We start from the raw sequence: 23,690 nt of genomic DNA on the forward strand, positions 1-23,690 counted from the left end.
GGGAGCGGCATGGAATCAGACAGACAGCATGGCCGCCCAATCGTTCCGCTGCGGTGCAAACATGCCGGCATGGTGGTTGGCCACTTCTGTCGGGAAGGCGGCCGTTCCAAAGATCAGAGGTTGCGACTCTGCCGCCTGAAGCCCGCCGATCACCGACTTCAGGTCGGCAGGCGCGGCATCGACGGCGCCAGACTGCAATGCGGCTTCACCTTGCGGCGGCATGGCTGCGGCCTGTGCCGCCGGCGCCGCTGCCGGAGGAATGGTGGAGTCCAAGACCTTGTAGGCGACACCTTCGAAATTGTAGGTGGCTGAGAAGGTCTTGATGATGTTGTCGCGTTCCGCCTCACTGGCCGTGTAGAAATGGCTTCCCGTTGTCTTGTTGAAGAAGCGGTAGAGCGACTTGGCATTCGGGTTGGTGCTGTCGGAGGACAGCGCCTTGTAAGCCTCTCCTTCAAACGAGTAGGTGTCTGAAGAATTGGCGATCACATTGTCCCGCTCGCCTTCATTCGAGGTGAAGAAATGCGTGCCGGTGCGCTTGTTGAAGAATCTGTACACCGTAATCGGGTCGGGCGTCGTGGCTGTCGCCGCATTGAAAGCCGGCCCCTCGTAGGAGAAATTGCTGAATTTCTTGTAGATATTATCGCGCTCACCCTCCGAGGAGGTAAAAAAATGAGTTCCAGTTGTCATGTTGAAGAATCGGTAAATCGGACGTCCTGAGTCGACAACCAATCCCGGCGTATTCTTCGAATCTCCTCCAATATCCTCGGTCACGACCAGAGGAAAAGAAGCACTGCTTCCATCTGAATTTCCACTAATACTTATATAATAAAGCCCGCTATAATCCGGCTTAAATGACTTAATCTCCGTCGGAGCATAGGAATTCAAATAAAGACCGCCTGGACTCGGGTTGACATCAAGCAAATACCCCGACGAGTCGTACAGCGTCATGACGCGTTTTTCCGGAGGATCAAAATAAATATTATAGGTCGCATCAGACCTCATTCTGAGAGTCACGAATCGAACAAATGGAGAAGGTTGCAAATCAGACACAGAACCAATCGCCTCATATGAACTTGAGTCGCTGGGCGAGAAGGCAACTGTTCCTGCCGGAAGCTTCCAACTCTGGAAGGAGCGCGTAATTGTAGCGTTTGAACCTGGCCAGGATGGATTTCTACCCATTCCTATATCTCCTTTTGCCTAGCACACGTGATGCGGACATCGATTTATTCAAGGAAAATAACTGCGTCACGCCTATGCAACCTAAAGGCATTGTGCAAAATGGGTAAACTTCTGTCGACTCTGATGGAAGAAAATTTTGCATGCGGGCGCAGGATTTTTCGTCGCAGGACGTAGACGCCGACCATGGAAGGTTCCGAACCCGGCCCCCCGATTGACACGGTGTCTTCCATGACCATCGATGACGGCACTGTCAGCAGGTCTGTCGAGCCTTGCGATTGCGCAGCAGCTGAGCGTCCCTGCTGCTGCGGCAAACCCATTGCTCGGAAGTCACCTGCCGGCCAAGTCAGCCCGCAAACATTGGAAAAGCCGTCACCGTCCTGATTTGACGCAAGCTGAGTGCACACAGCGCTCCCTTGGCAACACAACCACACGCGATGAGCGATGTGGCAGCGCCTCGACAAAGCCCTTACAATCCATTCCCGACCAAGCGGCCGGAGGAACAGTGGCGGAGGAGCGGAGGCGAGCGACCGCGGTGGATGTGGCGCGGCTGGCGGGGGTATCGCAGTCTGCCGTGTCCCGGTGCTTTACCGAGGGGGCCAGCGTTTCGGCGGAAATGCGCACCCGCGTGCTGGAGGCGGCACGGCGGCTTTCCTACCGTCCGAACGCCATTGCACGCAGCCTGACGACCCGGCGCACCAACCTGATCGGCGTCGTCATGGGCGATCTGGACGGCCCGTTCCAGCCTTACCTGTTCGAGACGCTCACCCGCGGGCTGGCCTCGCGCGGCAAGCAGCCGCTGCTGGTGCGCGGCGACCCGGCGGATGCGCTGGACGGCACGGCGATGGCCGCTCTCGACTATCAGGTCGATGCCGTGGTGGTGACGGCCGGCAGCGTGTCTCCGGCGGCGATCCGCGGGCTGATGGCGCTCGGCGTCCCCTTGCTTCTCTATGGCCGGGCGGTGGAGGCGGACGGGGTGGACAGCATCTGCTGCGACAATCCGCTCGGCGCAAGGCTGGTGGCGCAGGCGCTGGTCGCCGCCGGCCACCGTCGCATCGCCTATCTCGGCGGACGCCCCTCCGCCTTTTCCGAGCAGGAGCGCGGCGGCGCCTTCCGGGCGGCCTTGGCGCAGCTTGGGATGCCGCTGACCGCCACGGGAGATGGCGACTACACCTACGACAGCGGCTATCGCGAGGCTCTGCGCCTGCTGGCCGGTCCCGACCGTCCGGACGCCCTGTTCTGCGGCAACGACGCCATGGCCTTCGGCGCGCTCGATGCGGCCCGCACCACGCTCGGCCTCCGGGTGCCGGACGACCTGTCCATCGTCGGCTTCGACGATGTGCCGATGGCCGGCTGGCCGAGCTTCTCCCTGACCACCATCCGCAATCCGGTCGACGACATCGTGGCGATCCTCCTCGACATGCTGGAGCGGCGGCTGGCGGACCCCGATGCACCGCCGGTCCTGCACCGCCCGGCCCCGCTGCTGGTCAGGCGTGGATCGGCACGCCTTTGACAGGCGGCGGCACCGCAGTCACCGCAAGCGGCGGAGCCGCATTCACCAAAGCATCACAATTCCATCATCCGCACTTCACGCTTCATCCCTAAACCCTGCGTCAGCGCCTTTGCATACGCATGCAACGACGCTGGCCACTTCGGGAAATGCGGGAAGTCTGCGGCGATGGCGGAATTGCATGTCGAGAATCTGACCGTCGCCTATGGCGGCTCGCGCGTGCTGAACGGCGTCAGCCTGCATGTCCGCCCCGGCGAGTTCGTGGCGCTGCTGGGATCGTCGGGCTGCGGCAAGACCACGCTGCTGCGGGCGGTGTCGGGCTTCGTGCCGGTGGATGGCGGGCACATCGCCATCGCCGGACGCGACGTGACCAAGGCACCGCCGGAGCGCCGCGACACCGCGATGGTCTTCCAGTCCTATGCGCTGTGGCCGCACATGACCACCGCCCAGAACATCGGCTATGGCCTGAAGCTGCGCCGCTGGCCCCGCCCGCGCATTGCCGAGCGGGTGGCCGAGATGCTGAGGCTCCTGAAGCTCGACGGGCTGGCCGACCGCAACGTCACCCAGCTGTCGGGCGGCCAGCGCCAGCGCGTGGCGCTCGGCCGGGCGTTGGCGATCAATCCCGACATCCTGCTGCTGGACGAACCGCTGTCCAACCTGGATGCCCGCATCCGGCTCGAACTGCGCCACGAAATCCGCGCGGTGCAGCAGCGGCTCGGCATCACCGCCGTCCATGTGACGCATGACCGCGAGGAGGCCATGGTGATGGCCGACCGCATCGTCATCCTGAACGCCGGCAGCATCGCCCAGATCGGCACGCCCGAGGAGATCTACCGCCGCCCGGCCAGCGCCTTCGTCGCCAGCTTCCTCGGCGCCGACAATGTGGTGCCCTTGCAGGCGACCCGGACGGACCGGACGCTGGAAATCGCCGCCGGCCCGAACCACGACGCCGTCAGCCTGCCGCTCGGCAATGACGGCGCGCAGGTCGAGATGCTGGGCAGCGGCGCGGTCGCCGCGCATTTCCGCACCGAATCCGTGCGGCTGGCGTCGGCGGGCCAAACCCCGGCCGACGCGCTGGTCCTGCGCGGCCACATCACGCAGGCCGCCTATCCCGGCGGCCGCTGGCGCTATGGCGTCGCGGTCGGCGGCACCGTTTTTCTGGTCGACGACGACGAACGCCGCACGGTCGGCGACGCCGTCGCCATCGTCATCCCGCCTTCGGCCCTGCATTGCTTCCCGCTCCGCCGGGAGGCGGCGGGAACGGCCTGAGGCGATCTCAACCATTCGGTCCACCATCGGGGAAGAAGGGGGATTTTCATGAAGCTCATGACGCTGAGGACGCTGCTCGCCGGGGCCGCCGGTCTTGCGCTTGCCGCCGGTCTTTCCGCTGCACCGCTGAAGGCCGAGACGGTGCTGACCGTGCTCACCGCCGGCGACCAGAACATGGTCGATTACGTCAACGAGTATCTGGCACCGAAGTTCGAGGCGCAGAATCCGGGTGTGAAGGTGCGCGCCGCCGGCACCGGGCCGGGCGACGGCGGATCGCAGAAGATCTACGAGAAGCTGAGCGCCGAGGCCGCCGCCGGAGCCGCCAAGTGGGACGTCGACGTCGCCGTCATCCACCAGAAGATGGCCGGCCAGATGGTGCAGGAGAAGATGCTGTCGGCCTATGTCGGCGACGTCAAGACCGGCACGCTCGCCAGCCGCGACAGCGCGCGCAACGCGCTCGGCACCGACGTCACCGGCTATGTCCTGCCGATGTTCCACAGCCAGATCGCGCTGGCCTACAACCCGGACCTGGTGAAGGCGCCGCCGAAGACCTATGCCGAGCTGGCGGAGTGGGTGAAGGCCAATCCGAAGGCCTTCGGCTACAACGGCATCAAGGGCGGCATGTCCGGCGTCGGCTTCGTCACCGGCTGGACCGCCGCCAACATCGGCGATGCCGCCAGGCTGGAGAAGGGCCCCTACGACGCCGCGATGAAGCCGGCGATCGAAAAGGCTCTGTCCGGTCTGAAGGAGTTCAACAAGAGCGTCACGCTGACCCCCGGCAATGCCGGCACGCTCGACATGCTGAACCGCGGCGAGATCGCCATGGGGCCGGTGTGGGTGGACATGTTCTACAGCTGGCAGGCCGACGGCCGCCTCAACCCGGCGATGAAGCTCCAGCTGATCGGTCCGGGCATGCCGGGCCAGCCGATGTACTACGCCGTCCCGGCCAAGGCCGCCAACCAGGAGGCCGCCCGCAAGTTCATCGAGCTGGCGACCAGCCCCGAGGTGCAGGCCGACGGCATCGTCAAGCGCTTCAACTGGTATCCGGGCATCGATGCCACTTACGTGCAGCCGAAGCTGGACGCCCAGACCTGGGCCAAGCTGTTCACCGACGTGAAGCCGGACGAACTGGCGAGCAAGGGCAAGCCCTTCCCGCTGTCGGGCTATTTCACCGACATCATGGAAGCCTATGAGCGCACCGTTGCCAACTGAGGCCGCCGGCCGGCCCGCCACCCTCCCCCGCTCGCGCGGGGGAGACGGCGCCCCCGCCCTGCCCGCCGCCAGGATCGTTCCCGACTGGCTGTGGGGGGTGCTGCTGGTCATGCCGGCGCTGGCAATGGTGGCGTTGTTCTTCCTCTACCCGCTGGGTCTGTCGGCGGTCAGCGCCTTCCAGGGCCGTGACGGCGGCTGGACGCTGGCGAACGTCGTGAAGGCGTTCGAGCTGTACAGCCTCGACATGGCCTTCACGCTCGCCATCGTCCTGCTGTCCTCGGCGCTGGTGGCGGTGCTGTCGGTGGCCATCGGCGGCTATCTGACGCTCGGCGAGAACCGGCTGGCGGTCACCCTGCTGCGCTGGCTCTACCGCTGGCCGCTCTTCATCCCCTTCATCGTCGCCGCCCAGATGATGCGTTCCTTCCTCGCCAAGAACGGGCTGATGAACAATCTGCTGATCGGCAGCGGCGTCATCGAGCCCTTACAGGCGGCAAGCCTGCTCGACTGGCGCGGCGTGGTCGTGACCTTCGTCTGGAAGCAGACTCCCTTCGTCGCGCTGATGGTGGCGGGCGCCATGGCCTCGCTCGACCGCTCGACCATCGAGGCGGCGCGTGATCTCGGCGCCGGGCGGCTGCGCATCCTGGGCGAAATCGTTGTTCCCCAGATCCGGCCGACGCTGACCGTCGGGCTGATCCTCAGCTTCGTGACCATGCTGTCCGTGATGTCGGTGCCGATGATGATCAATCCCAACAGCCCGACCATGATCACCGTGGACATGGCCTATCGCATCAACGCCCATGGCGACTATGGCGTCGCCAACGCCCTCGGCTTCGTCTCCTATGCCATGGCCGGTCTGGTCGGCTGGTTCTACCTGCGGCACGGCGTGCGCCAGGGCGGTGCGCGATGACCTCCTTCATCCCGACGCGGGCGCTCGCCCAGACATTCGCCTGGATTCCGCGCGGGCTGGCCCTCGGCGTGCTGGCCTTCGTCATCTTCGGGCCGCTGACCAATCTCGGCCTGTGGGCGGTGGCGGAGAAATGGTACTTCCCCCACACGCTGCCCCTGCAATACGGCTTCTCCTTTTGGGAGCGGGTGTTCGCCCCGCGCTCCAACGCCATGGCCTCGCTGGCGACCAGCGTCACCATCGCGCTGCTGACGGTGGCGGCCTGCCTTGCGGTGTCGGTTCCCGCCGGCTATGCGCTGGCCCGGCTGCGGCTGCCCTGGCGCGGGGCGATCCTGCTCGCCTTCCTGCTGCCGCAGGCCTTTCCCAGCGTCGCCGTCTACATCAACGTGGCGCACATCTTCTACACGCTGGGCCTCAACGGGACGGTGGCCGGCGTGGTTCTCGTCCACACCGTCCATGGGCTGGTCTTCTCCGTCTGGATCACCGCCGCCGCCTTCGGCGCGGTCGATCGCTCTTTGGAGGAGGCGGCGCGCGACATGGGCGCCGGCCCACTGCGCAGCTTCTTCGGCATCACCCTGCCGCTGGCGGCGCCGGGGGTGATGGCAAGCTCCATCTTCGTCTTCCTCGAATCGCTGGACGAGTTCACCGGCACCTATTTCGTCGGGGTGCCTGACATCTCCACCCTGCCGCTGCTCATGTTCAACGCGGGCATGGGCGGCAATTTCCAGATCGCCGCCATCACCGCCCTGATCCTGCTGGTTCCCTCGGTGGGTTTCATGCTGGTGATCGAACGTTTCCTCAAGGCCGACGTGCTGGCCAAAGTCGGACATTGACCTCCATGGACATCCAGGTGCTGGGCGTCGGCGAAGCGGCCGACCCCTCCTTCGTCAATTCCTCGCTCATCGTCGCTGCCGACGGCTTCCGCCTGATGATCGACTGCGGCCATTCGGTGCCATCCGCCCTGTGGCGGGAGGTGCCGGATCCGGACTCCATCGACGCGCTCTATTTCACCCACCATCACCCCGACCATTGCTTCGGCCTGATTCCCACGCTGATCCGCTGGACCGACGACCGCCGCAGCAAGCCGCTGGACATCGTCACCACCATCGGCGGATGGAAGCAGCTCGCCCTGCTGTTCCAGGCCGGCGCCACCGATCCCGAGCGGTCGCTCTCCTTTCCACTGCGCTGGATCGAAACGCCGGAGGACGGCGCGCTCGGCCCCTTCCGCCTGCGCACCGCGTTGACGCGGCATTCCATGCCGAACCGCGCCATCCGGCTGGAGGCGGGCGGTGTCGCCTTCGCCTATTCCGGCGACGGCCGCGCCACGCCGGACTCGGAAGATCTCTTCCGTGCAGCCGACCTGCTGTTCCACGAGTGCCTGACGGTGGAACCGGATCCGATCCAGCCCTTCCATGCCGCCTACAGCCAACTCGCCGATTTTCCCGCGCGGCTCGGGATCCGTGAGATGCGCCTCTACCATGTCCGTATGGGCGAACGGGAGCGATTGGCGGCCGCTTGCGCCGCCGACCCGCGGGTGCGTCTCGCCCAGCCGGGGGAGCGACTCACCGTGAGGTTTGGGCACAAATCGACATAAGGGGCGATGCCGGCCGGCCCAAGCTGTTGAAGATGAGTGGAAACATCATCATGCAGATGCAACGGCCCGGCCGACGATTTCAAGAGCCCGTTCCAGATCGGCTTCGGCTATGGTCAGTGGTGGGGACAGGGTCAGCACCGTTCCCTGCGAAATCTTAAGGCTGACGCCTCCTTCCAATGCCGCGTAGAAGGCCGCCTCCGCCCGATCGGCCCCGCTGCGCCCATCGCGGTCGGCCAGTTCCACCCCGATCAGCAGCCCTGCGCCCCGGATGTCTGTAACGCCCGGCAGAGCCGCGGTCAGTTCACGCAGGCGATCCAGCGCAAAGGCGCCAAGGGTTGCTGCACGCTCCGCCAATCCTTCGTCCCGGATGATGTCCAGGGTGGTCAGGCCGGCGCGGGCGAGCAGCGGATTCTTTTCGTGGGTGTAGTGGCCGAGCGCTCGGTCGGCAGCCACGTCGAGTCCAGGGCGGGCGATGACCGCCGCCAGCGGCAGCATGGCGCCGCCCAGCGCCTTGCCCAGCACCAATATGTCAGGCCGCGCGCCGAAGGGTTCATGGCTGAACAGATTGCCGGTCTTGCCGAGACCGGTCGGGATTTCATCGAAGATCAACAGGGCCCCGGTGTCGTCGCAAGCCCGCCGCACCTCCGCCCAGAATCCCGGCGGCGGTACATAAGGCACGGCGCGCACCGGTTCCGCCACCACGGCGGCGACGTCCCCCTCCTTTTCCAGCACATAGCGCAGCATCCGCGCGCAGGTCATCCGGCAGACATCAAGGTCGGGACCGCCGCCGGGCGCCGGATCGAAACCGTAAGGACAGCGGGCGCAGGCAAACGGCGCCACATGCTCGGTTCCCGCCAGCAGCGGTCCGATCCCATGGGAGCGGAATAGCGCCTCGCCGCCGACGCCGGAGGCACCGAAGCCGGCGCCGTGGAAAGCGTCCCAGAAGGAGACGGTCTTGAAGCGGCCGGTGGCGACGCGGGCCAGCTTCAGCGCGATTTCGATCCCTTCCGAGCCGCCGGGCGCGAACAGCACGCGGCTGTCGGGGCCGGTCGGGGCCGATGCGGTCAGCCGTTCCGCCAGATCCGCCGCCGGTTCGCAGGCGAAGCGCCGTGGGGCGAAGGACAGCTCGTCCATCTGCGCCTTCAGCGCGGCAACCAGCCGGGGGTGGGCGTAACCGATGTGATGGACGCTGTTGCCATGGAAATCCATGAAGCGGCGACCGTCCATGTCCTCGATCCAGATGCCCTCGGCCTTGCGGATCGCCGACAGGCAGGGGGTGGACAGGGACTGCCTGAGGAACGCGGCGGTATCGCGCTCCACCAGTGCTCGGGACCGGGGGCCGAGCGCGTCGGCCATCCAGCGGGCGCGCCGCGGCCCGAGATTGACGTCGCCTTCGGACCGGTCGGCTGGCGGATTTGCGCTCACGGCTTCTCGCCGCGCGCCAGCCGGGCCTCGATGGCATCAAGCAGCGGCAGCGCCTCGGCCAGCGACCGCACCACGTAATGGGCTCCGGCCCGTGCCAGACGGTCGGAGGCCGTGGCATGCAGCGCGTCGCGCCGCTCGGGCGCCAGCGCCTGCCAATCGGCAAGCGGCAGGCCGACCTCGTTGCCGGTATCGGCGACCGCGATGGTCCACATCCCGGCGTTCAGCCCCTCCTCGACATCGACGACGGTGTCGCCGATCTTGACGCAGGCCTCCACCGGCGAAACCGACAGTTCGACCACGCAGCGCAGAGCCATCGCGGGACCGGGGCGGCCGGCAGGGGTTTCGCCGGCGCAGACCGTGATGTCGGGCGTGTAGCCCTGCGCCGCCGCCACCCGCTGCACCACATCCATTACCGGACGCGGATAGCCGGTGGTCGAGCCGATCTTCAACCCGCGCGCCCGCATGGCGGCGACCGTCTCCGCCGCACCGGGGATCAGGTCGGAATGCTGCGCCACCACCTCCACCTGAAGCGGCAGGAAGGTTTCATAGAGGCGGTCGACATCGGCATCGGTCGGGGCGGCACCATGGACGGCGGTCCAGGCCTCCTCCACCGGCGCCATCCGGGTGATCGCCTGGATGTGGTGCCATTTGGCCATGCCCATGGGAGCACGGGCTTGCTCCAGCGTGATGGCGACGCCGGAGCGGCGGAAGGCTTCCATGAAGGCGCCGGCCGGAGCGAGGCAGCCATGGTCCACCGTGGTCCCGGCCCAGTCGAGAATGACGGCCTGGAGCGGGCCAGTGTAACGGCGCGAATAGACGAAACTCATCGGATCGGACTTTCGAGCGGTGGGGTACGGTCAGGGAGCGCCGGAGGCGACACCCATCTCGGACAGGGTGCTGCGGATGGCGGCGATGGCGGCGGTCATCTCCTCCGCGCCCAGCCGGCCGATGCAGCCGATGCGGAAGCTGTCGGCCACCGTCAGCTTGCCGGGATAAATGACGAAGCCGCGCTCGCGCAGCCGGTCATAGAAGTCGCCGAAGACGAAGGCCGGGTCGGCCGGCATGCGGAAGGTGACGATGATCGGGGCTTGCAGATGGTCGGGCAGCAGCGTCTCGAACCCCAGCGCCCGCATGCCGCCGATCAGGATGGCGGCGTTGGCGCGATAGCGCGCGCCGCGCCCCGCGATGCCGCCTTCGGCCTCATGCTCGTCCAGCGCCTGGGCGAAGGCGGCGACCACATGAGTCGGCGGGGTGAAGCGCCACTGCGCGTTCGCCCCGAAGCCGCGCCACTGGTCATGCAGGTCGAGCGACAGGGAATGCGCATTGCCCTTGGCGGCCTCCAGCGCATCGTGGTGGGCGACGACGAAGCCCATGCCCGGCACCCCTTCCAGGCATTTGTTGGAGGATGCGGCGACCGCCACGGCACCGAGCGCCACCATGTCGAGCGGCAGGGCGCCGAAGGCGCTCATGGCGTCCACCAGCAGGGCGCGGCCGCGCGACCGGGTGACCTCGGCGACCGCTTCGATCGGGTTGAGGATGCCGGAGGTGGTTTCGCACTGGACGACGGCGACATGGCTGATTGCCGGATCGGCGTCCAGCGCCTCGGCGAGGGCGGCGGGCGACACCGGCAGATCCTCCGCCGTTTCCAACGCGGTGACGGACCGGCCGGCCACCTCGGCGATGCGGACCATGCGGGTGCCGTAGGCGCCGTTGACCAGCACCAGCAGCCGTCCGGCGCGCGGCACCAGCGTGCCGATCATCGCCTCCACCGCGAAGGTGCCGGAGCCCTGGACCGGCACCGCGACATGGCTGTCGGCATTGCCGCCGGCCAGCCGCACCAGCCGGTCGCGAATGGCAGCGTTCAGCGCGATGAAACGGCCGTCCCGCGATCCCCAGTCGCGCAGCATCGCCTGCTTGACGGTGGCGGAGGTGGTCAGCGGGCCGGGCGTCAACAGGTAGGGCACAGTGTCAGGCATCAGGGGAAATCCCGCAGGAGAAAGGGAAACCGCGACTGTCGGAATGGCCCCATGACGCCGGCTCCGCTATCATAAAGCCAATCCATTCGACCTATGGGTCCATAGATGAAATCAATGAACTTCGCCCAGCTCCGTGCCTTCCATGCGGTGGCGACGGAGGGAGGATTCACCAAGGCGGCCCGCCTGCTGAACGTGACGCAGCCGACCTGTTCGCAGGAAGTGAAGGCACTGGAGGAAACCTACGGCGTCACCCTGTTCGACCGCGGCAACCGTCAGGTGACGCTGACCGAAACCGGCACGGCGCTGTTCGCCGTCACCCGCCGCCTGTTCGCGGCGGAGCAGGAGGCGATGGAACTGCTGGCCGGGGTGCGGCATCTGGATGGCGGCACGCTGGCGGTGGGCGCGGACGGGCCGTTCCATGCGGTGCCGCTGATCGCCCGCTTCACCCGCACCCATCCGGGACCGACGGTGACGCTGGCAGTCGGCAATTCCCGGACCATGCTGGAAGGGCTGATGGAAACGCGCATCGACGTGGCGGTGCTGGCCGACGTGCCGGGGGATTCACGGCTTTTCGTACTGCCGCTGCGGCGCGATCCGGTGCGGGCGCTGCTACCGAAGACGCATCCGCTGGCGCGGCGCCGGGCGGTGGCGCTGAGCGATCTGGCGCAGGAGCGGCTGGTACTGCGCGAGCCGGGATCGATGACCCGCCGGCTGGTCGAACGGGCGCTGACCACGGCGGAACTCACGCCCGCCGCCATCATCGAGATTCAGAGCCGCGAGGCGGTGGTGGAGGCGGTGGCGGCGGGGCTGGGCATCGGCTTCACCTCGGCGGCGGAATTCACTGGCGACGGGCGTCTGGTTCTGCTGCCGATCGCCGGGGCCGGGATCGAGATGGACGAATATGTCGTCTGCCTGCGCGAACGCCGCCGCCTGGCTGTGGTGCGCGCCTTCCTCGATCTGGCGCGGGAGGTGGCGGCCGAGGCCGGCGGCCCCCTATCCGGCCTCAACGCCGCCGCCATGCCTGGGTCCGCGTCTGCAACGCCCGCGACAGCAGGGCATGCAGTGCCCGCACCAGGGCGGAGGTGAGGACGATCATCATCGCCATGGCGGCGGCGCCCGCCACCTCGCCGGCGTCGTCCATGTTCAACACGGCGACCGAGGCCGGCTTGGTTTCCGGCGCATAGAGGAAGACCACCGCCGACACCGTGGTCATCGCGTTGACGAAGAAATAGATGGCGATGTCGAGGATGGCCGGCAGGCAGAGCGGCACCGTCACCCGCAGGAAGGTGGACCAGACCGGCACCTTCAGGCTGGCCGACACCGCCTCGAATTCGGGATCAAGCTGCTTCAGGGCGGTGACGGCGGTCAAGTGGCTGACGGTGTAGAAATGCGCCACCGTGGCCAGAACCAGGATCGCCATCCCGTGATAGAGCCAGCCCAGCGGGTTCCACGGCGCGTTGAAGAAGAAGATGTAGGCGAGGCCCAGCACCATCCCCGGCACCGCCAGCGGCAAAATCGCCAGCAGCCTCACGATCCCCTTCATCGCCGCGCGCCCGGGCGCCCGTTCCACCAGCCAGGCGCCGGTGAAGACGATGACTGTACCGGTCAGTGCCGTCCAGAAGGCCAGGGTCAGGCTGTTGGCGTAGCTGCTCCAGCCCGCGGAGTCGAACTCGGCGAAATCGTAGTTCGCCAACGTCGGCGTCAGGTTGTAGGGCCAGAAGGTGACGATGGAGGCGAAGCCCGCCACCCCCAGCAGACCCAGCAGCAGGCCGCCAACCAACGTGCAGAACAGCAGGGCCAGCCGGTCGCCGACCGGGCTTACCCGCGGCTGGAACGGCACCGAGCGGGCGGACAGCTGCGCCATCTGCCGGCGCTGGCCGAACCAGTCGGCGACGAAGGCCAGCACCGCCGGCAGCAGCAGGACGATGCCGACCACCGCCCCCATGCCGAAATTCTGCAGGCCCACCACCTGCTTGTACACGTCGGTCGCCAGCATGTTGGTGGAGCCGCCGATCACCTTGGGCACGCCGAAATCGGTGACCACCAGCGTGAACACCACGAAGATGGCGGAGATCAGACCATAACGCACGCCGGGCAGGGTGACGGTGACGAAGCGCTTCCAGGCACCGGCCCCCAGCGCCTCCGCCGCCTCGTAAAGCCGGGCGTCGGAGGTCGACAATGCCACGGTCAGGATCATCACCGCATGGGGGAAGGCATAGAACACCTCGCCCATCACGATGCCGATGGGGCCATAGATGCTCTCCCCCATCAGCAGGCTGCGCAGGATGCCCTTGTTGCCGAACAGGTAGACGAGTGCGATGGCCGGCAGCAGCGACGGCGCCAGCAGCGGGATTTGCGCCAGCAGCCGGAACAGCCCCTTGCCCGCCATATGGGTGCGGGTCAGGCAGAAGGCGTAGAGGAAGGCGAGCGTCACCGTTATGACCGTGGTCAGCAGCGACAGCGCCAGGCTGTTGCCCACCGAGCGCAGCAGCGTCGGCGCCTCCAGAAAGGCGGCGAAATTGGCGAGTCCGACAAAGGCCCCGTCGCGGTCATAGACACTGCGCAGGAACAGCGCGCAGAGCGGCAGCAGGGCGAACAGCGCCAGGAACAGCGCGACCCCGCCCATCCCCAGCCCGAACAGCCAGCGCTCGCCCGGCTCCACCGGCCGGCCGGAGTGGCGAATGGTGAAGAAAGGCTTCGACGCAACCGCCTTCAAGACATTCATCGGGCGGCCTCGAACACGCGCAATCGCTCGCGCGGCAGGGTCACCGCCAGCCGGCGGCCGGATGCCAGCGACAGGTCGCGCACCAGATTGGCCGACAGGTCGGCGGTGACGCGGGCGTCCCCCAGCCCATCGGCGGCCAGCCGGGCGCGGTGGAAGGGGCCCAGGAATTCCAGGCTTTCGATCACCGCCTCCAGTGTGTTGGCGCCGCCGGCCGCGCGCACCTGCACGTCCTCCGGCCGCAGGCAGACGGTGACGGCGGCACCGGGGGCCGCGTCGGACAGATGTTCGCCGCCGCACTCGAAACGATGATCGCCCAGCCGCACCCGCCCCGGCGCCTCCAGCACGCCCGGCAGGAAATTCATCGCGCCGACGAAATCGGCGACGAAGGGGCTGGCCGGCCGGCGATAGACCTCGTCGGGCGCGCCGACCTGTTCGATGACGCCGTTGTTCATCACGACGATGCGGTCTGCCATGGTCAGCGCCTCCTCCTGGTCATGGGTGACCATGATGGTGGTGATGCCCAGCCGGCGGTGCAGCTCGCGGATCTGGCGGCGCAGATGCAGACGCACCCGTGCGTCCAGCGCCGAGAGCGGTTCGTCCAGCAGAAGCAGGCCGGGCGACGGCGCCAGCGCGCGGGCCAGCGCCACCCGCTGCTGCTGACCGCCGGAAAGCTGGGCCGGGTATTTCGGGCCGGCGTCGGGCAGGCCGACCAGTGTCAGCAGTTCCGCCACCCGCGCCCGCTCGGCCGCCCGCCCCAGCTTCAGGCCATAGGAGACGTTCCGGTGCACCGTCAGGTTCGGGAACAGCGCATAGGATTGGAAGACGATGCCGTAATCGCGCGCCGACGGCGGCAGGCGCGACACGTCGCGGTCGCCCAGCCACACCGTCCCGCCGCTCTGCGGGTCCAATCCGGCGATCACCCGCAACAGCGTGGTCTTACCGCAGCCGGACGGCCCGAGGAAGCAGACGAACTCGCCACGCCGGATGTCGAGCGACACGCCCTTCAGCGCGGTGAAGGTGCCGAAGGACTTGACGATGGTGTCCAGGCGGAGAAGGGGCTCGGCTACTGTCTCGGCGGTCATCGGCGGTATGTCCCGGCGGAAAAACGGAAAGGACGGGCGGGCGCGTCCAGGCGCCCGCCCTGCGGTCGGCCTCAGCTCTTCGGTTCGGACTTGGCGCCGTAACGCTTTTCCCAATCCGCCAGGATGCGGTCGCGGTTCGTCGCGGCCCAGACGAAGTCGTTGGCCTTGTTCATCGCCGCTTCCGCGTTCTTCGGATAGTTCGGCGTCTCCTTGGTCACGCCGGGATGGGCGGTGACCTGATAGAAGTTCACATACTGCTCGTTGGCCTTGCGGCTGGCCGCCCAGTCGGCGAGCGCCTTCGCGGCTTCGGCCTTTTGGGTGCCCTTGACGATGGCCGTCGCCTCCATCTCCCAGCCCACCCCTTCGGAGGCCAGGATCACGTCGATGGGCGCACCCTTGGTCTTCTGCTGGGCGCCGGTATATTCGATGGAGATGCCGATCGGGTATTCGCCGGCCGCCGCCATCTTGCAGGGCTTGGATCCCGAATGGGTGTAGAGCGCCACATTGTCGTTCAGCCTGTCCATGTAGGACCAGCCCTTGTCCGCCCCCATGGTCTGCAGCCAACCGGACACGGCGAGGAAGCCGGTGCCCGAGGAAGCCGGGTTCGGCATGACGATCTGGCCCTTGTATTCCGGCTTCAGCAGGTCGGCCCAGGAGGTCGGCTTCGGCAGCTTCTTCTTTTCGGCCTCAACCGTGTTGAAGCAGATCGCCGCCATCCAGGCGTCCATGCCGACCCAGGCCGGCGGGGTCTTGGCATCGCGGAAGCTGGCCTTGAGCTCGTCGGCACCCTTCGGCTGATAGGGCATCAGCATGCCCTGGGCGTCCAGGATCATCAGGCTGGAAGCGGCAAGCCCCCACACCACGTCGGCCTTGGGGTTGTCTTTCTCGGCCAGCAGCTTGGCGGTGACGACGCCGGTGGAATCGCGCACCCAGTCGATCTCGATGCCGGGATTGTCGGCCTCGAACGCCTTCTTGTAGGGGTTGAGCTGTTCGTTCTCCAGGGCGGTATAAACGGTCAGGCGGGTGGCTGCCCCGGCCGCCGTGGCAGCCACCGTGGCGGACGTGACGGCGGTCAGCAGCGCAAGCGCACAGGTCCCAAGCAAACTGGTGCGGCGGATCATCAGGAAGCTCCCGTGGTCGAATGGGCGGGGTGTCTGGAGGCGTCCCGGAGCGGCCGCATTCGCCGTCCCGGTACAGGAGGCCTCTCTACGCCCAAGCGCCCGTTCACTCCCGTTAAGCTTTGGTGACTCCGGACGGGTGAAAACCCGGCATTGCCGGCAGTCGCGCCACAACCTGATCGTCGACTCGCCGATCGAGATGTAGGGCCGATCGAGATGTAGGAATGTGAAACAAGCTGTGTTCACGCCATACGCCTGCCGCCAAAGCGTGGCGAACCGGCTCCGGGCCATCTGCACCGAGATCATGTGCAGACCCAGAACCACAGACGGGGATTTTTACGGGATCAAAACAACAATGGCCTAGCCGACTTTGCAGCTAGGCCATTGAAAATATTGGCGGACCCGACGAGATTCGAACTCATGACCTCTGCCTTCGGAGGGCAGCGCTCTATCCAGCTGAGCTACGGGTCCATCGCTGGTGGAGGCGCAACATAGCCCAAGGCCTTCGGGGACGCAAACACAAAAATCGCTGTTTTTTCGACCGCTTGCCGTCCCCTGCCTTGTCTCCGCGAGCTCCGCCTTCGGAGGGCAGCGCCCAAGCTCGCCAAGGCGGATGGAAACGTTTCCATTCTTCACGAAACCGTTTTCACGCCGTCACGCGATTGCAACACGACGACGCCACTCTGCCCCCGCACCGGAACGGACGGTGCCGGAACGGGGACGAAGAGCAGCAGATGGATGGCGGGATGACGGACCGGAGAGCGATGGACCGCGTGGCGACGATCCGCGATGTCGCGGCGCGGGCGGGGGTGTCAATCGCCACCGTGTCGCGCGTGCTGAACGGCAGCGGCAACGCCACGCCGGAAACCACGGAAAAGGTCCGCGCCGCCGCAACCGATCTGTCCTTCCGACCCAGCACCATCGGGCGCAACCTGAAGGCGGCGCGCACGCGCACCGTCGGCGTGCTGGTGCCGTCGCTGACCAATCCTGTCTTTGCCGAAAGCGTCGCCGGCATCCAGGAGGCGGCGGACGAGGCCGGCTACAGCGTGCTGATCGCCTCTACCGACTATGATCCAGCGAGGGAATCGCGCGCCATCGAAGGGCTGCTGTCCAACCGGGTCGAAGGGCTGGTGCTGACCGTCGCCGATGCCGACCGCAGCGGGTCGCTCGACACACTGGACGAGGTACGGCTGCCCTATGTGCTGGCCTACAACCAGCCGGAACGGGCGCCGCGCGCCCATGTGTCGGTCGACAATGTCGCGGCCTCCCGCGCGGTGGTGGAGCGGATGACGGCACTCGGCCATCGGCGCATCGGCATGATCGCCGGGCGCTTCCGGCAGTCCGACCGCTCGCGCCGGCGCCATGCCGGCTGGCTGGCGGCACTGGACGATGCCGGCCTGCCGTCCGGGCCGGTGGTGGAGGTCGATTTCAACGAGTTGCGGCTGGCCCACCGGCTGGCGCCGCATCTGGAGGGGGCGGAGCGGCCGACCGCCTTCTTCGCTTCCAACGACATGCTCGCTCTCGCCACCATCCGGGCATTGCGTGATCTGGGCCTTTCGGTACCGGGTGATGTGTCGGTCTGCGGCTTCGACGGGATCGAGGTCGGGCGGCTGATGACGCCCAGCCTCGCCACCCTGGTACAGCCAGCCCGCGCCATGGGTGCCACCGCCTTCGAATGCTTGCGCACCGGCTTTTCAGGCGAACGGCAAGGCCGCGCCGTGATGCTGCCTTTCACCCTGCGTCCGGGCGAATCACTCGGGGTCGCACCGCCGAAATCCTCTTGAGCAAATCCTCTTAAGCGCTTCCCGAACGGAGACACACGCCATCATGTTCAAGCCGTTCCTGCCCGGCCCATTTCTATTGGGCGCCGCCGCGCTGGTTGCCGCAATCTCCGCAAGCGTGGCTCCGACCGCCGCCGCGGAGCCGACCGCCATCTGTTACAATTGCCCGCCGGAATGGGCGGACTGGGCATCGCAGCTGAAGGCGATCAAGGCCGACCTCGGCATCGCCGTGCCGTTCGACAACAAGAATTCCGGCCAGGCGATGGCCGCCATGCTGGCGGAAAAGGACAGGCCGGTCGCCGACGTCGTCTATCTCGGCGGCCCGGTCGGCATCCAGGCCAAGGCTGCCGGCGTCGTCACACCCTACAAGCCGGCGGGCTGGGCCGAAATCCCCGACGGGATGAAGGATTCCGACGGCAACTGGTTCGCCATCCACAGCGGCACGCTGGGCTTCTTCGTCAACACCGAGGCGCTGGGCGGCAAGCCGGTGCCGCAGAGCTGGGCCGACCTGCTGAAGCCCGACTATTCCGGCATGGTCGGCTATCTCGATCCGACCAGCGCCGCCGTCGGCTATGTCGGGGCGGTGGCGGTCAATCTGGCCCTGGGCGGCGATTACGGCAGCTTCGACAAGGCCGTCGGCTGGTTCAAGGATTTGCAGAAGAACCAGCCCATCGTGCCGAAGCAGACCTCCTACGCCCGCGTTCTGTCGGGCGAGATTCCGATCCTGATCGACTATGACTTCAACGCCTACCGCGCCAAATACACCGACAAGGCGCCGGTCGCCTTCGTCATCCCGAAGGAAGGGACGGTGTCGGTCCCCTATGTGATGGCCCTGGTCAAGAACGGCCCGAACCCGGAAAACGGGAAGAAGGTGCTGGACTACGTTCTGTCCGACAAGGGCCAGACACTCTGGGCCAACGCCTTCATGCGGCCGGTCAGGGCGGAAGCCATGTCGGCGGAGACCGCGGCGAAGTTCCTGCCGGCCGCCGACTATGCCCGCGCCAAGCCGGTGGACATGGTCCGGATGGCCGAGGCGCAGAAGGGCTTCATGGACCGCTATCAGGCGGAGGTGAAGTGAGCGCCTGCGTGCAGGACGCCCCCCTCCCCCACCGGCCGGCGGCCCGTCCGCCGGCCGGACCGGGATGGACGGGCGAGCCGCTGCGGCTGGCGGCCCTGCTGGCGCCGGCGGCGGCGGTGTTCGCGGCCTTCTTCCTGCTGCCGCTGGTCCGCCTGATCCTGATCGGCGCCGGCGGCGCGGAGGGATGGAGCGCCTATCTGACCACGCTCGCCGATCCCGGCCATCTCGACAGCCTGATCTCCACGCTGGCACTGTCGGCGGGAGTGACCCTGGTGACGCTGGCGGTGTCGACCGTCGCCGGGCTGTTCCTGGTCCGCAACAGCTTCCCCGGCCATGCCCTGCTGGTGGCGCTGCTGACCTTCCCGCTGGCCTTTCCCGGCGTGGTCATCGGCTTCATGGTCATCATGCTGGCCGGGCGGCAGGGGCTGATCGGCACCGTCACCCAGGCGCTGGGCGCTGGAAAACTGGTCTTCGCCTATTCGATGGCCGGGCTGTTCCTCGGTTACGTCTATTTCTCGGTCCCGCGCGTCATCCTGACGGTGATGGCGGCGGCGGAGAAGCTCGACCCGCGGCTTGAGGAAGCGGCCCGCTCGCTGGGCGCGTCCTCCTGGCGCGTGGTGGCCGACGTGATCCTGCCGGCACTGAAGCCGGCGCTGATCTCGGCAGGCGCGCTGTGCTTCGCCACCTCGATGGGCGCCTTCGGCACCGCCTTCACGCTCGCCACCCGGATCAACGTGCTGCCGATGACGATCTACACCGAATTTACGCTCCAGGCGAACATCGCGGCGGCGGCGGCGCTCAGCGTCCTGCTTGGCCTCATCACCTGGGCCGCCCTGGCGGTGGCGCGCAGCGTCGCCGGCACCTCCGTCGCGGCGGCGGGGTGACGACCATGCATGACCTTTCTCACCGCCGGGGCTGGGGGTTCTGGCTGCAACTGGGCTTCACCCTGCTGGTCTGCGCCCTGCTGACCGTGCCGATGGTGATGTCGATGCTGGCGGGCCTGACCGCCAATTACTTCGTCGGCCTGAAGAGCGGCCTGACCCTGCGCTGGGTGGAGGAGGTGTGGCGGGTCTATTCCGGCACCATCCTCTTGTCCTTGCAGATCGCCTTCGCCTGTCTGGCCTGCACGCTGGCGCTCGGCGTTCCGGCCGCCTATGCGCTGGCGCGGCGCCCCGGCCGGATCGCCCGGCTGGTGGAAGAGCTGCTGATGATGCCGGTCGCCATCCCCGGCCTCGCCACCGCGCTGGCGCTGATCGTCACCTATGGTGGCGTCGGCGACCTGCGCAGCAGCTGGCTGTTCATCCTGATCGGCCATGTGCTGTTCACCCTGCCCTTCATGGTCCGCGCCGTGCTGGCGGTGATGGGCTCCATCGACCTGACGACGCTGGAGGAGGGGGCGGCCAGCCTGGGCGCCGGCTTCCTGCGCCGCTTCGCCACGGTGGTGCTGCCCAACTGCCGCTCCGGCATCCTGGCCGGGTCGCTGATGGTGCTGACCCTGTCGGTCGGCGAGTTCAACCTGACCTGGCTGCTGCACACGCCGCTGACCAAGACCCTGCCGGTCGGGCTGGCCGACAGCTATGCCTCGCTGCGGATCGAGATCGGCAGCGCCTACACCCTCGTCTTCTTCCTGATGATTGTGCCGAGCCTGATCCTGATGCAGGGTTTGTCCAGGCGCGGTCGTCCGTCCGTTTGAGAGTCCCCCGCATGCCAGACAGCGTGATGCCAAGCAGCTTCCACCTCGATGCCGTGCCGATCCGCCTGGAGCGCTGCGGCAAGACCTTCGCCGGCGGCGCCCGCGCGCTGGAACCGCTGGACCTGACCATCCGCGGCGGCGAGACCATCGTCTTCCTGGGCCCAAGCGGCTGCGGCAAGACCACGACCCTGCGCATCATCGCCGGGCTGGAAAGCCCCGATCCGGGGGGCCGTGTGCTGTTCGGCGAGGAGGACGTGACGGCGCTGCCGATCGAGCGCCGGAATGTCGGCATGGTATTCCAGAGCTACGCCCTGTTCCCCAATATGACGGTGGCGGAAAACGTCGCCTATGGCCTGAAGGTGCGCAAGCTGCCGCGGCCCGAGCGCGCCCGCCGGGTGGAGGAGATGCTGGAGCTGATGCATCTCGGCGAGTTCGCCGGGCGGCGGATCGACCAGCTCTCAGGTGGTCAGCGCCAGCGGGTGGCCTTGGCCCGCGCCCTGGTGGTTCGGCCGCGCGTGCTGCTGCTGGACGAGCCGCTGACGGCGCTGGACGCCAAGCTGCGCGACAGCCTGCGGCTGGAGATCGACCGGCTTCTGCGCAGTCTGGGCATCACCGCCGTCTATGTCACCCATGACCAGGGCGAGGCGATGGCGCTGGGCGACCGCATCGTCGTGATGGCCAAAGGCCGGGTGGCGCAGGTCGGCACGCCGCGCGAGATCTACTATCAGCCGGCGGACGGCTTCGTCGCCGACTTCATCGGCACGATGAACCGGCTGGGCGGCATGGTGCAGGACGGAATGCTGTCCATCGGCACGGCGTCACTGCCCTGGACGGGATCTGACGGTGCGGTGGAACTGCTGGTCCGGCCGGAGGATCTGTCGCTGGCCAGCGAGTCCGAGGGGCATCTGGGCGGCACGGTCGCCGCCGCGGTGTTCCTGGGTGACCGCACCCGACTGGTGGTGGAACCGGCGGACGGCCCGGCGCTGACGGTGGATGCCGCCGGGCGTAGCGAGCTGGGACGCGGCGACCGGGTTTGGCTCCGCGTCGATCCGTCGAGGGTGCTGGCGGTTCCGTAACGCTCCCCAATCGACCCCTGAATCGGCAAACGAGCCCATCCATGATCATCGTCCAGATCACCGACACCCACATCAAGCCGCCCGGCCGCCTCGCCTACCGGCGCGTCGACACCGCCCCCTTCCTGGAGCGCGCCGTCGCCGCCGTCCTGGCGCTCACCCCACGCCCCGACCTGATTCTCGCCACCGGCGACCTCGTCGATGCCGGCGATGCGGAGGAGTATAAGCGCCTGCTCGACCTGCTGCACCCGCTCGACATCCCGCTCTTCGCCGTACCCGGCAACCATGACGAACGTGCCGGGCTCGCCCGCGCCTTCCCCGATCTGGCGGCGCGCGTCGGCGACAGCCCCTTCTTCCACTATACGGTCGAGAACTGGCCAGTGCGACTGATCGCAATGGACACTGTGCTGCCGGGTTCCGGCGCCGGCGAGGTCTGTGCCGAGCGGCTCTCCTGGCTCGACGCGCGCCTTTCCGAGCAGCCCGACCGCCCGACCATCGTCTTCCAGCACCACCCGCCCTTCGATACCGGCATCGGCCATATGGACCGGCTGGGGCTGAGCGGAGCGGCGGACATGGCCGCGGTGGTCCGCCGCCATCCGCAGGTGGAACGGGTGCTGTGCGGCCATCTGCACCGGCCGATCCAGGTGCGCTGGGCCGGCACCATCGCCTCGACCGCGCCGTCCACGGCGCATCAGGTGGCGCTCGATCTGCGCGACGACGCGCCGTCCGCCTTCGTGATGGAGCCGCCGGGCTATCAGATCCACATGTGGCGCGCCGACACCGGGGTGGTCAGCCACACAGCCGTCATCGGCGACTATGACGGCCCCTATCCCTTCTTCAAGGACGGAAAGCTGATCGACTAGCCCCTGTTGCCGGCCCCTATTGATTGATTTGGGCCTTTCCATCCATTGTCACGCGCCTGTCATCGGTATCGCGTAAGACAAGGCTCCCGATCCAACGGAGACGACAGAGATGAAGGCGTTCCTCGCCACCCTCGCCACCGTGCTGACCCTCACGTTCGGACAGGCGGCACTGGCCGACGGCGCCACCGGCAAGCTGGTGCTCTACACCTCGCAGTTGGAGCCGGACGCCCGCCAGACGGTGGAGGCCTTCAAGACGAAGAACCCTGGTGTCGAGGTGGAGTGGATTCGCAACGGCACCACCGAGCTGATGAACAAGCTGCGTGCCGAATTCACCGCCGGGGCGCCGCAGCCGGACCTGCTGCTCATCGCCGACGCGGTGACGATGGAATCGCTGAAGGCGGAGAAGCGCCTGCAACCCTATGAGGGCGCTCCGGTCGCCGGCTTCCGCCCGGGCACGCATGATGCGCAGGGTTATTGGTTCGGCACCAAGCTGATCACCACCGGCATCGTCTACAACACCGCCGCCCCGATGAAGCCGGCCTCCTGGCAGGATCTGCTGAAGCCGGAGGCCAAGGGCACGACGGTGATGCCGAGCCCGCTCTATTCCGGCGCCGCCGCCATCCACATGGCGTCGATCAAGGCGCAGCCGGCGCTGGGCATGGCCTATTACGAGGCGTTGCAGCGCAACGGCACCACGGCAGCCAAGGGCAATGGCGGCATCCTGAAGGACGTGGCCGGCGGGGCGAAGCTCTACGGCATGGTCGTCGATTACCTGCCGATCCGCGAGCATCTGAAGGGTGCCCCCGTCGCCTTCGTTTTCCCCAAGGAGGGCGTCAGCGCGGTGAGCGAGCCGGTGGCGATCCTCAGCACCGCGAAGAATCCGGCGGCCGCCAAGACCTTCATCGACTTCCTGCTGAGCCGCGAGGGGCAGGAACTTGCCTCGGCGCAGGGCTTCCTGCCGGCGCTGCCGGGGGTGAACCCGCCGCCGGGCTTCCCCGATCCGGCCGGTATCACGCTGCTGCCCTACGACCCTGCCAAGGCGCTGGCCGAAGACGACGCCAACAAGCGCGCCTTCGCCGATCTGTTCGGCGGGTGAGGTGAGGCTTGCGGATCGCGAAGGATCCCCTCTCCCCCCCGGGGAGAGGGTTAGGGTGAGGGGGGTGCGTTGCAGGGATCTTCAAGAATCGCGCACCCCGTTACTCCCGTGAAAA

21 protein-coding genes and 1 tRNA gene are annotated in these 23,690 nt (G+C 67.2%); 14 read left to right on the forward strand and 8 right to left on the reverse strand.

Annotated features, from left to right (window positions below; genetic code table 11):
* Window positions 1-15 precede the first annotated feature (15 nt).
* Complete coding sequence (locus E6C72_RS13555) at window positions 16-948, reverse strand: hypothetical protein (protein WP_136700758.1); 933 nt, start codon at window positions 946-948, stop codon at window positions 16-18.
* An 802-nt stretch (window positions 949-1,750) separates the two neighbouring features.
* Between E6C72_RS13555 and E6C72_RS13560 the strand changes: the two genes are divergently transcribed.
* The 6 genes from E6C72_RS13560 (at window position 1,751) to E6C72_RS13585 (ending at window position 7,665) form a co-directional block, all read left to right on the forward strand.
* On the forward strand, window positions 1,751-2,689 hold the full coding sequence (locus E6C72_RS13560) for a LacI family DNA-binding transcriptional regulator (protein ID WP_247875819.1): 939 nt from the start codon (window positions 1,751-1,753) through the stop codon (window positions 2,687-2,689).
* Between the two features lie 165 nt (window positions 2,690-2,854).
* On the forward strand, window positions 2,855-3,955 hold the full coding sequence (locus tag E6C72_RS13565; RefSeq protein ID WP_109086792.1) for an ABC transporter ATP-binding protein: 1,101 nt from the start codon (window positions 2,855-2,857) through the stop codon (window positions 3,953-3,955).
* Window positions 3,956-4,003: 48 nt separating this feature from the next.
* The gene (locus tag E6C72_RS13570) at window positions 4,004-5,167 is read left to right on the forward strand and encodes an extracellular solute-binding protein (RefSeq protein WP_199228792.1); all 1,164 of its coding nucleotides are present in this window, start codon (window positions 4,004-4,006) and stop codon (window positions 5,165-5,167) included.
* Window positions 5,157-6,074 (forward strand): ABC transporter permease, encoded by a 918-nt coding sequence (locus tag E6C72_RS13575; RefSeq protein ID WP_247882139.1) that lies wholly within the window; start codon window positions 5,157-5,159, stop codon window positions 6,072-6,074. The genes E6C72_RS13570 and E6C72_RS13575 overlap by 11 nt, the downstream gene beginning before the upstream one ends.
* A complete protein-coding gene (locus E6C72_RS13580; RefSeq protein WP_109086791.1) occupies window positions 6,071-6,904 on the forward strand; it encodes an ABC transporter permease in 834 nt (277 codons plus the stop codon). The genes E6C72_RS13575 and E6C72_RS13580 overlap by 4 nt, the downstream gene beginning before the upstream one ends.
* Before the next feature lie 5 nt (window positions 6,905-6,909).
* On the forward strand, window positions 6,910-7,665 hold the full coding sequence (locus E6C72_RS13585) for an MBL fold metallo-hydrolase (protein ID WP_109086790.1): 756 nt from the start codon (window positions 6,910-6,912) through the stop codon (window positions 7,663-7,665).
* 48 nt (window positions 7,666-7,713) lie between these two features.
* Here the strand turns inward: E6C72_RS13585 and E6C72_RS13590 are convergent, their stop codons facing one another.
* From E6C72_RS13590 to E6C72_RS13600, 3 genes are read right to left on the reverse strand one after another with little or no spacing between them, the layout of a single operon-like run.
* The gene (locus E6C72_RS13590) at window positions 7,714-9,090 is read right to left on the reverse strand and encodes an aspartate aminotransferase family protein (protein WP_109086789.1); all 1,377 of its coding nucleotides are present in this window, start codon (window positions 9,088-9,090) and stop codon (window positions 7,714-7,716) included.
* A complete protein-coding gene (phnX, locus tag E6C72_RS13595; RefSeq protein ID WP_109086788.1) occupies window positions 9,087-9,917 on the reverse strand; it encodes a phosphonoacetaldehyde hydrolase in 831 nt (276 codons plus the stop codon). The genes E6C72_RS13590 and phnX overlap by 4 nt, the downstream gene beginning before the upstream one ends.
* A 30-nt stretch (window positions 9,918-9,947) precedes the next feature.
* Complete coding sequence (locus tag E6C72_RS13600) at window positions 9,948-11,066, reverse strand: 2-aminoethylphosphonate--pyruvate transaminase (protein WP_109086787.1); 1,119 nt, start codon at window positions 11,064-11,066, stop codon at window positions 9,948-9,950.
* A 105-nt stretch (window positions 11,067-11,171) separates the two neighbouring features.
* Between E6C72_RS13600 and E6C72_RS13605 the strand changes: the two genes are divergently transcribed.
* The gene (locus tag E6C72_RS13605; RefSeq protein ID WP_109086786.1) at window positions 11,172-12,152 is read left to right on the forward strand and encodes a LysR substrate-binding domain-containing protein; all 981 of its coding nucleotides are present in this window, start codon (window positions 11,172-11,174) and stop codon (window positions 12,150-12,152) included.
* Here the strand turns inward: E6C72_RS13605 and E6C72_RS13610 are convergent.
* The 4 genes from E6C72_RS13610 to E6C72_RS13625 form a co-directional block, all read right to left on the reverse strand.
* On the reverse strand, window positions 12,070-13,791 hold the full coding sequence (locus E6C72_RS13610; protein ID WP_109086785.1) for a putative 2-aminoethylphosphonate ABC transporter permease subunit: 1,722 nt from the start codon (window positions 13,789-13,791) through the stop codon (window positions 12,070-12,072). The two genes, E6C72_RS13605 and E6C72_RS13610, sit on opposite strands and share 83 nt — an antisense overlap.
* Entirely contained in the window at window positions 13,788-14,873 is a 1,086-nt protein-coding gene (locus tag E6C72_RS13615; protein WP_109086784.1) for a putative 2-aminoethylphosphonate ABC transporter ATP-binding protein, read from the reverse strand. Before E6C72_RS13615 ends, E6C72_RS13610 begins: the two co-directional genes overlap by 4 nt.
* 71 nt (window positions 14,874-14,944) lie before the next feature.
* On the reverse strand, window positions 14,945-15,994 hold the full coding sequence (locus E6C72_RS13620; protein ID WP_109086783.1) for a putative 2-aminoethylphosphonate ABC transporter substrate-binding protein: 1,050 nt from the start codon (window positions 15,992-15,994) through the stop codon (window positions 14,945-14,947).
* Window positions 15,995-16,385: 391 nt separating this feature from the next.
* Window positions 16,386-16,462, reverse strand: a tRNA-Arg gene (locus E6C72_RS13625).
* A gap of 275 nt (window positions 16,463-16,737) precedes the next feature.
* Between E6C72_RS13625 and E6C72_RS13630 the strand changes: the two genes are divergently transcribed.
* The 7 genes from E6C72_RS13630 (at window position 16,738) to E6C72_RS13660 (ending at window position 23,575) form a co-directional block, all read left to right on the forward strand.
* Window positions 16,738-17,775 (forward strand): LacI family DNA-binding transcriptional regulator, encoded by a 1,038-nt coding sequence (locus E6C72_RS13630; RefSeq protein WP_158280191.1) that lies wholly within the window; start codon window positions 16,738-16,740, stop codon window positions 17,773-17,775.
* A gap of 43 nt (window positions 17,776-17,818) precedes the next feature.
* Window positions 17,819-18,850, forward strand: coding sequence for an ABC transporter substrate-binding protein (locus tag E6C72_RS13635; RefSeq protein ID WP_109086781.1), 1,032 nt, complete (start codon window positions 17,819-17,821; stop codon window positions 18,848-18,850).
* Window positions 18,847-19,734 carry an ABC transporter permease gene (locus tag E6C72_RS13640; RefSeq protein ID WP_348981180.1) on the forward strand — a complete coding sequence of 296 codons (888 nt, stop codon included), beginning with the start codon at window positions 18,847-18,849 and terminating at the stop codon, window positions 19,732-19,734. The genes E6C72_RS13635 and E6C72_RS13640 overlap by 4 nt, the downstream gene beginning before the upstream one ends.
* A 5-nt stretch (window positions 19,735-19,739) precedes the next feature.
* Entirely contained in the window at window positions 19,740-20,543 is an 804-nt protein-coding gene (locus E6C72_RS13645; RefSeq protein ID WP_109086780.1) for an ABC transporter permease, read from the forward strand.
* Window positions 20,544-20,569: 26 nt separating this feature from the next.
* Window positions 20,570-21,619, forward strand: coding sequence for an ABC transporter ATP-binding protein (locus E6C72_RS13650; protein ID WP_109086779.1), 1,050 nt, complete (start codon window positions 20,570-20,572; stop codon window positions 21,617-21,619).
* 41 nt (window positions 21,620-21,660) lie between these two features.
* Window positions 21,661-22,479: a phosphodiesterase gene (locus E6C72_RS13655; RefSeq protein WP_109086778.1), complete on the forward strand. Its 819-nt coding sequence runs from the start codon at window positions 21,661-21,663 to the stop codon at window positions 22,477-22,479.
* A gap of 109 nt (window positions 22,480-22,588) precedes the next feature.
* Window positions 22,589-23,575, forward strand: coding sequence for an ABC transporter substrate-binding protein (locus E6C72_RS13660; RefSeq protein WP_109086777.1), 987 nt, complete (start codon window positions 22,589-22,591; stop codon window positions 23,573-23,575).
* The last annotated feature ends 115 nt before the right edge of the window (window positions 23,576-23,690 follow it).

The sequence above is a fragment of the Azospirillum sp. TSH100 genome, assembly GCF_004923295.1.
GTDB lineage: Bacteria > Pseudomonadota > Alphaproteobacteria > Azospirillales > Azospirillaceae > Azospirillum.

Excerpts from the sequence above, each read along its gene's own strand:
- E6C72_RS13615 (WP_109086784.1), bottom strand. The coding sequence starts at position 14,873 with ATGACCGCCGAGACAGTAGCCGAGCCCCTTCTCCGCCTGGACACCATC.
- E6C72_RS13660 (WP_109086777.1), top strand. The coding sequence starts at position 22,589 with ATGAAGGCGTTCCTCGCCACCCTCGCCACCGTGCTGACCCTCACGTTC.
- E6C72_RS13630 (WP_158280191.1), top strand. The coding sequence starts at position 16,738 with ATGACGGACCGGAGAGCGATGGACCGCGTGGCGACGATCCGCGATGTC.
- E6C72_RS13565 (WP_109086792.1), top strand. The coding sequence starts at position 2,855 with ATGGCGGAATTGCATGTCGAGAATCTGACCGTCGCCTATGGCGGCTCG.
- phnX (WP_109086788.1), bottom strand. The coding sequence starts at position 9,917 with ATGAGTTTCGTCTATTCGCGCCGTTACACTGGCCCGCTCCAGGCCGTC.
- E6C72_RS13655 (WP_109086778.1), top strand. The coding sequence starts at position 21,661 with ATGATCATCGTCCAGATCACCGACACCCACATCAAGCCGCCCGGCCGC.
- E6C72_RS13610 (WP_109086785.1), bottom strand. The coding sequence starts at position 13,791 with ATGAATGTCTTGAAGGCGGTTGCGTCGAAGCCTTTCTTCACCATTCGC.
- E6C72_RS13605 (WP_109086786.1), top strand. The coding sequence starts at position 11,172 with ATGAAATCAATGAACTTCGCCCAGCTCCGTGCCTTCCATGCGGTGGCG.
- E6C72_RS13650 (WP_109086779.1), top strand. The coding sequence starts at position 20,570 with ATGCCAAGCAGCTTCCACCTCGATGCCGTGCCGATCCGCCTGGAGCGC.
- E6C72_RS13580 (WP_109086791.1), top strand. The coding sequence starts at position 6,071 with ATGACCTCCTTCATCCCGACGCGGGCGCTCGCCCAGACATTCGCCTGG.
- E6C72_RS13620 (WP_109086783.1), bottom strand. The coding sequence starts at position 15,994 with ATGATCCGCCGCACCAGTTTGCTTGGGACCTGTGCGCTTGCGCTGCTG.
- E6C72_RS13600 (WP_109086787.1), bottom strand. The coding sequence starts at position 11,066 with ATGCCTGACACTGTGCCCTACCTGTTGACGCCCGGCCCGCTGACCACC.
- E6C72_RS13635 (WP_109086781.1), top strand. The coding sequence starts at position 17,819 with ATGTTCAAGCCGTTCCTGCCCGGCCCATTTCTATTGGGCGCCGCCGCG.
- E6C72_RS13555 (WP_136700758.1), bottom strand. The coding sequence starts at position 948 with ATGACGCTGTACGACTCGTCGGGGTATTTGCTTGATGTCAACCCGAGT.
- E6C72_RS13570 (WP_199228792.1), top strand. The coding sequence starts at position 4,004 with ATGAAGCTCATGACGCTGAGGACGCTGCTCGCCGGGGCCGCCGGTCTT.
- E6C72_RS13645 (WP_109086780.1), top strand. The coding sequence starts at position 19,740 with ATGCATGACCTTTCTCACCGCCGGGGCTGGGGGTTCTGGCTGCAACTG.
- E6C72_RS13585 (WP_109086790.1), top strand. The coding sequence starts at position 6,910 with ATGGACATCCAGGTGCTGGGCGTCGGCGAAGCGGCCGACCCCTCCTTC.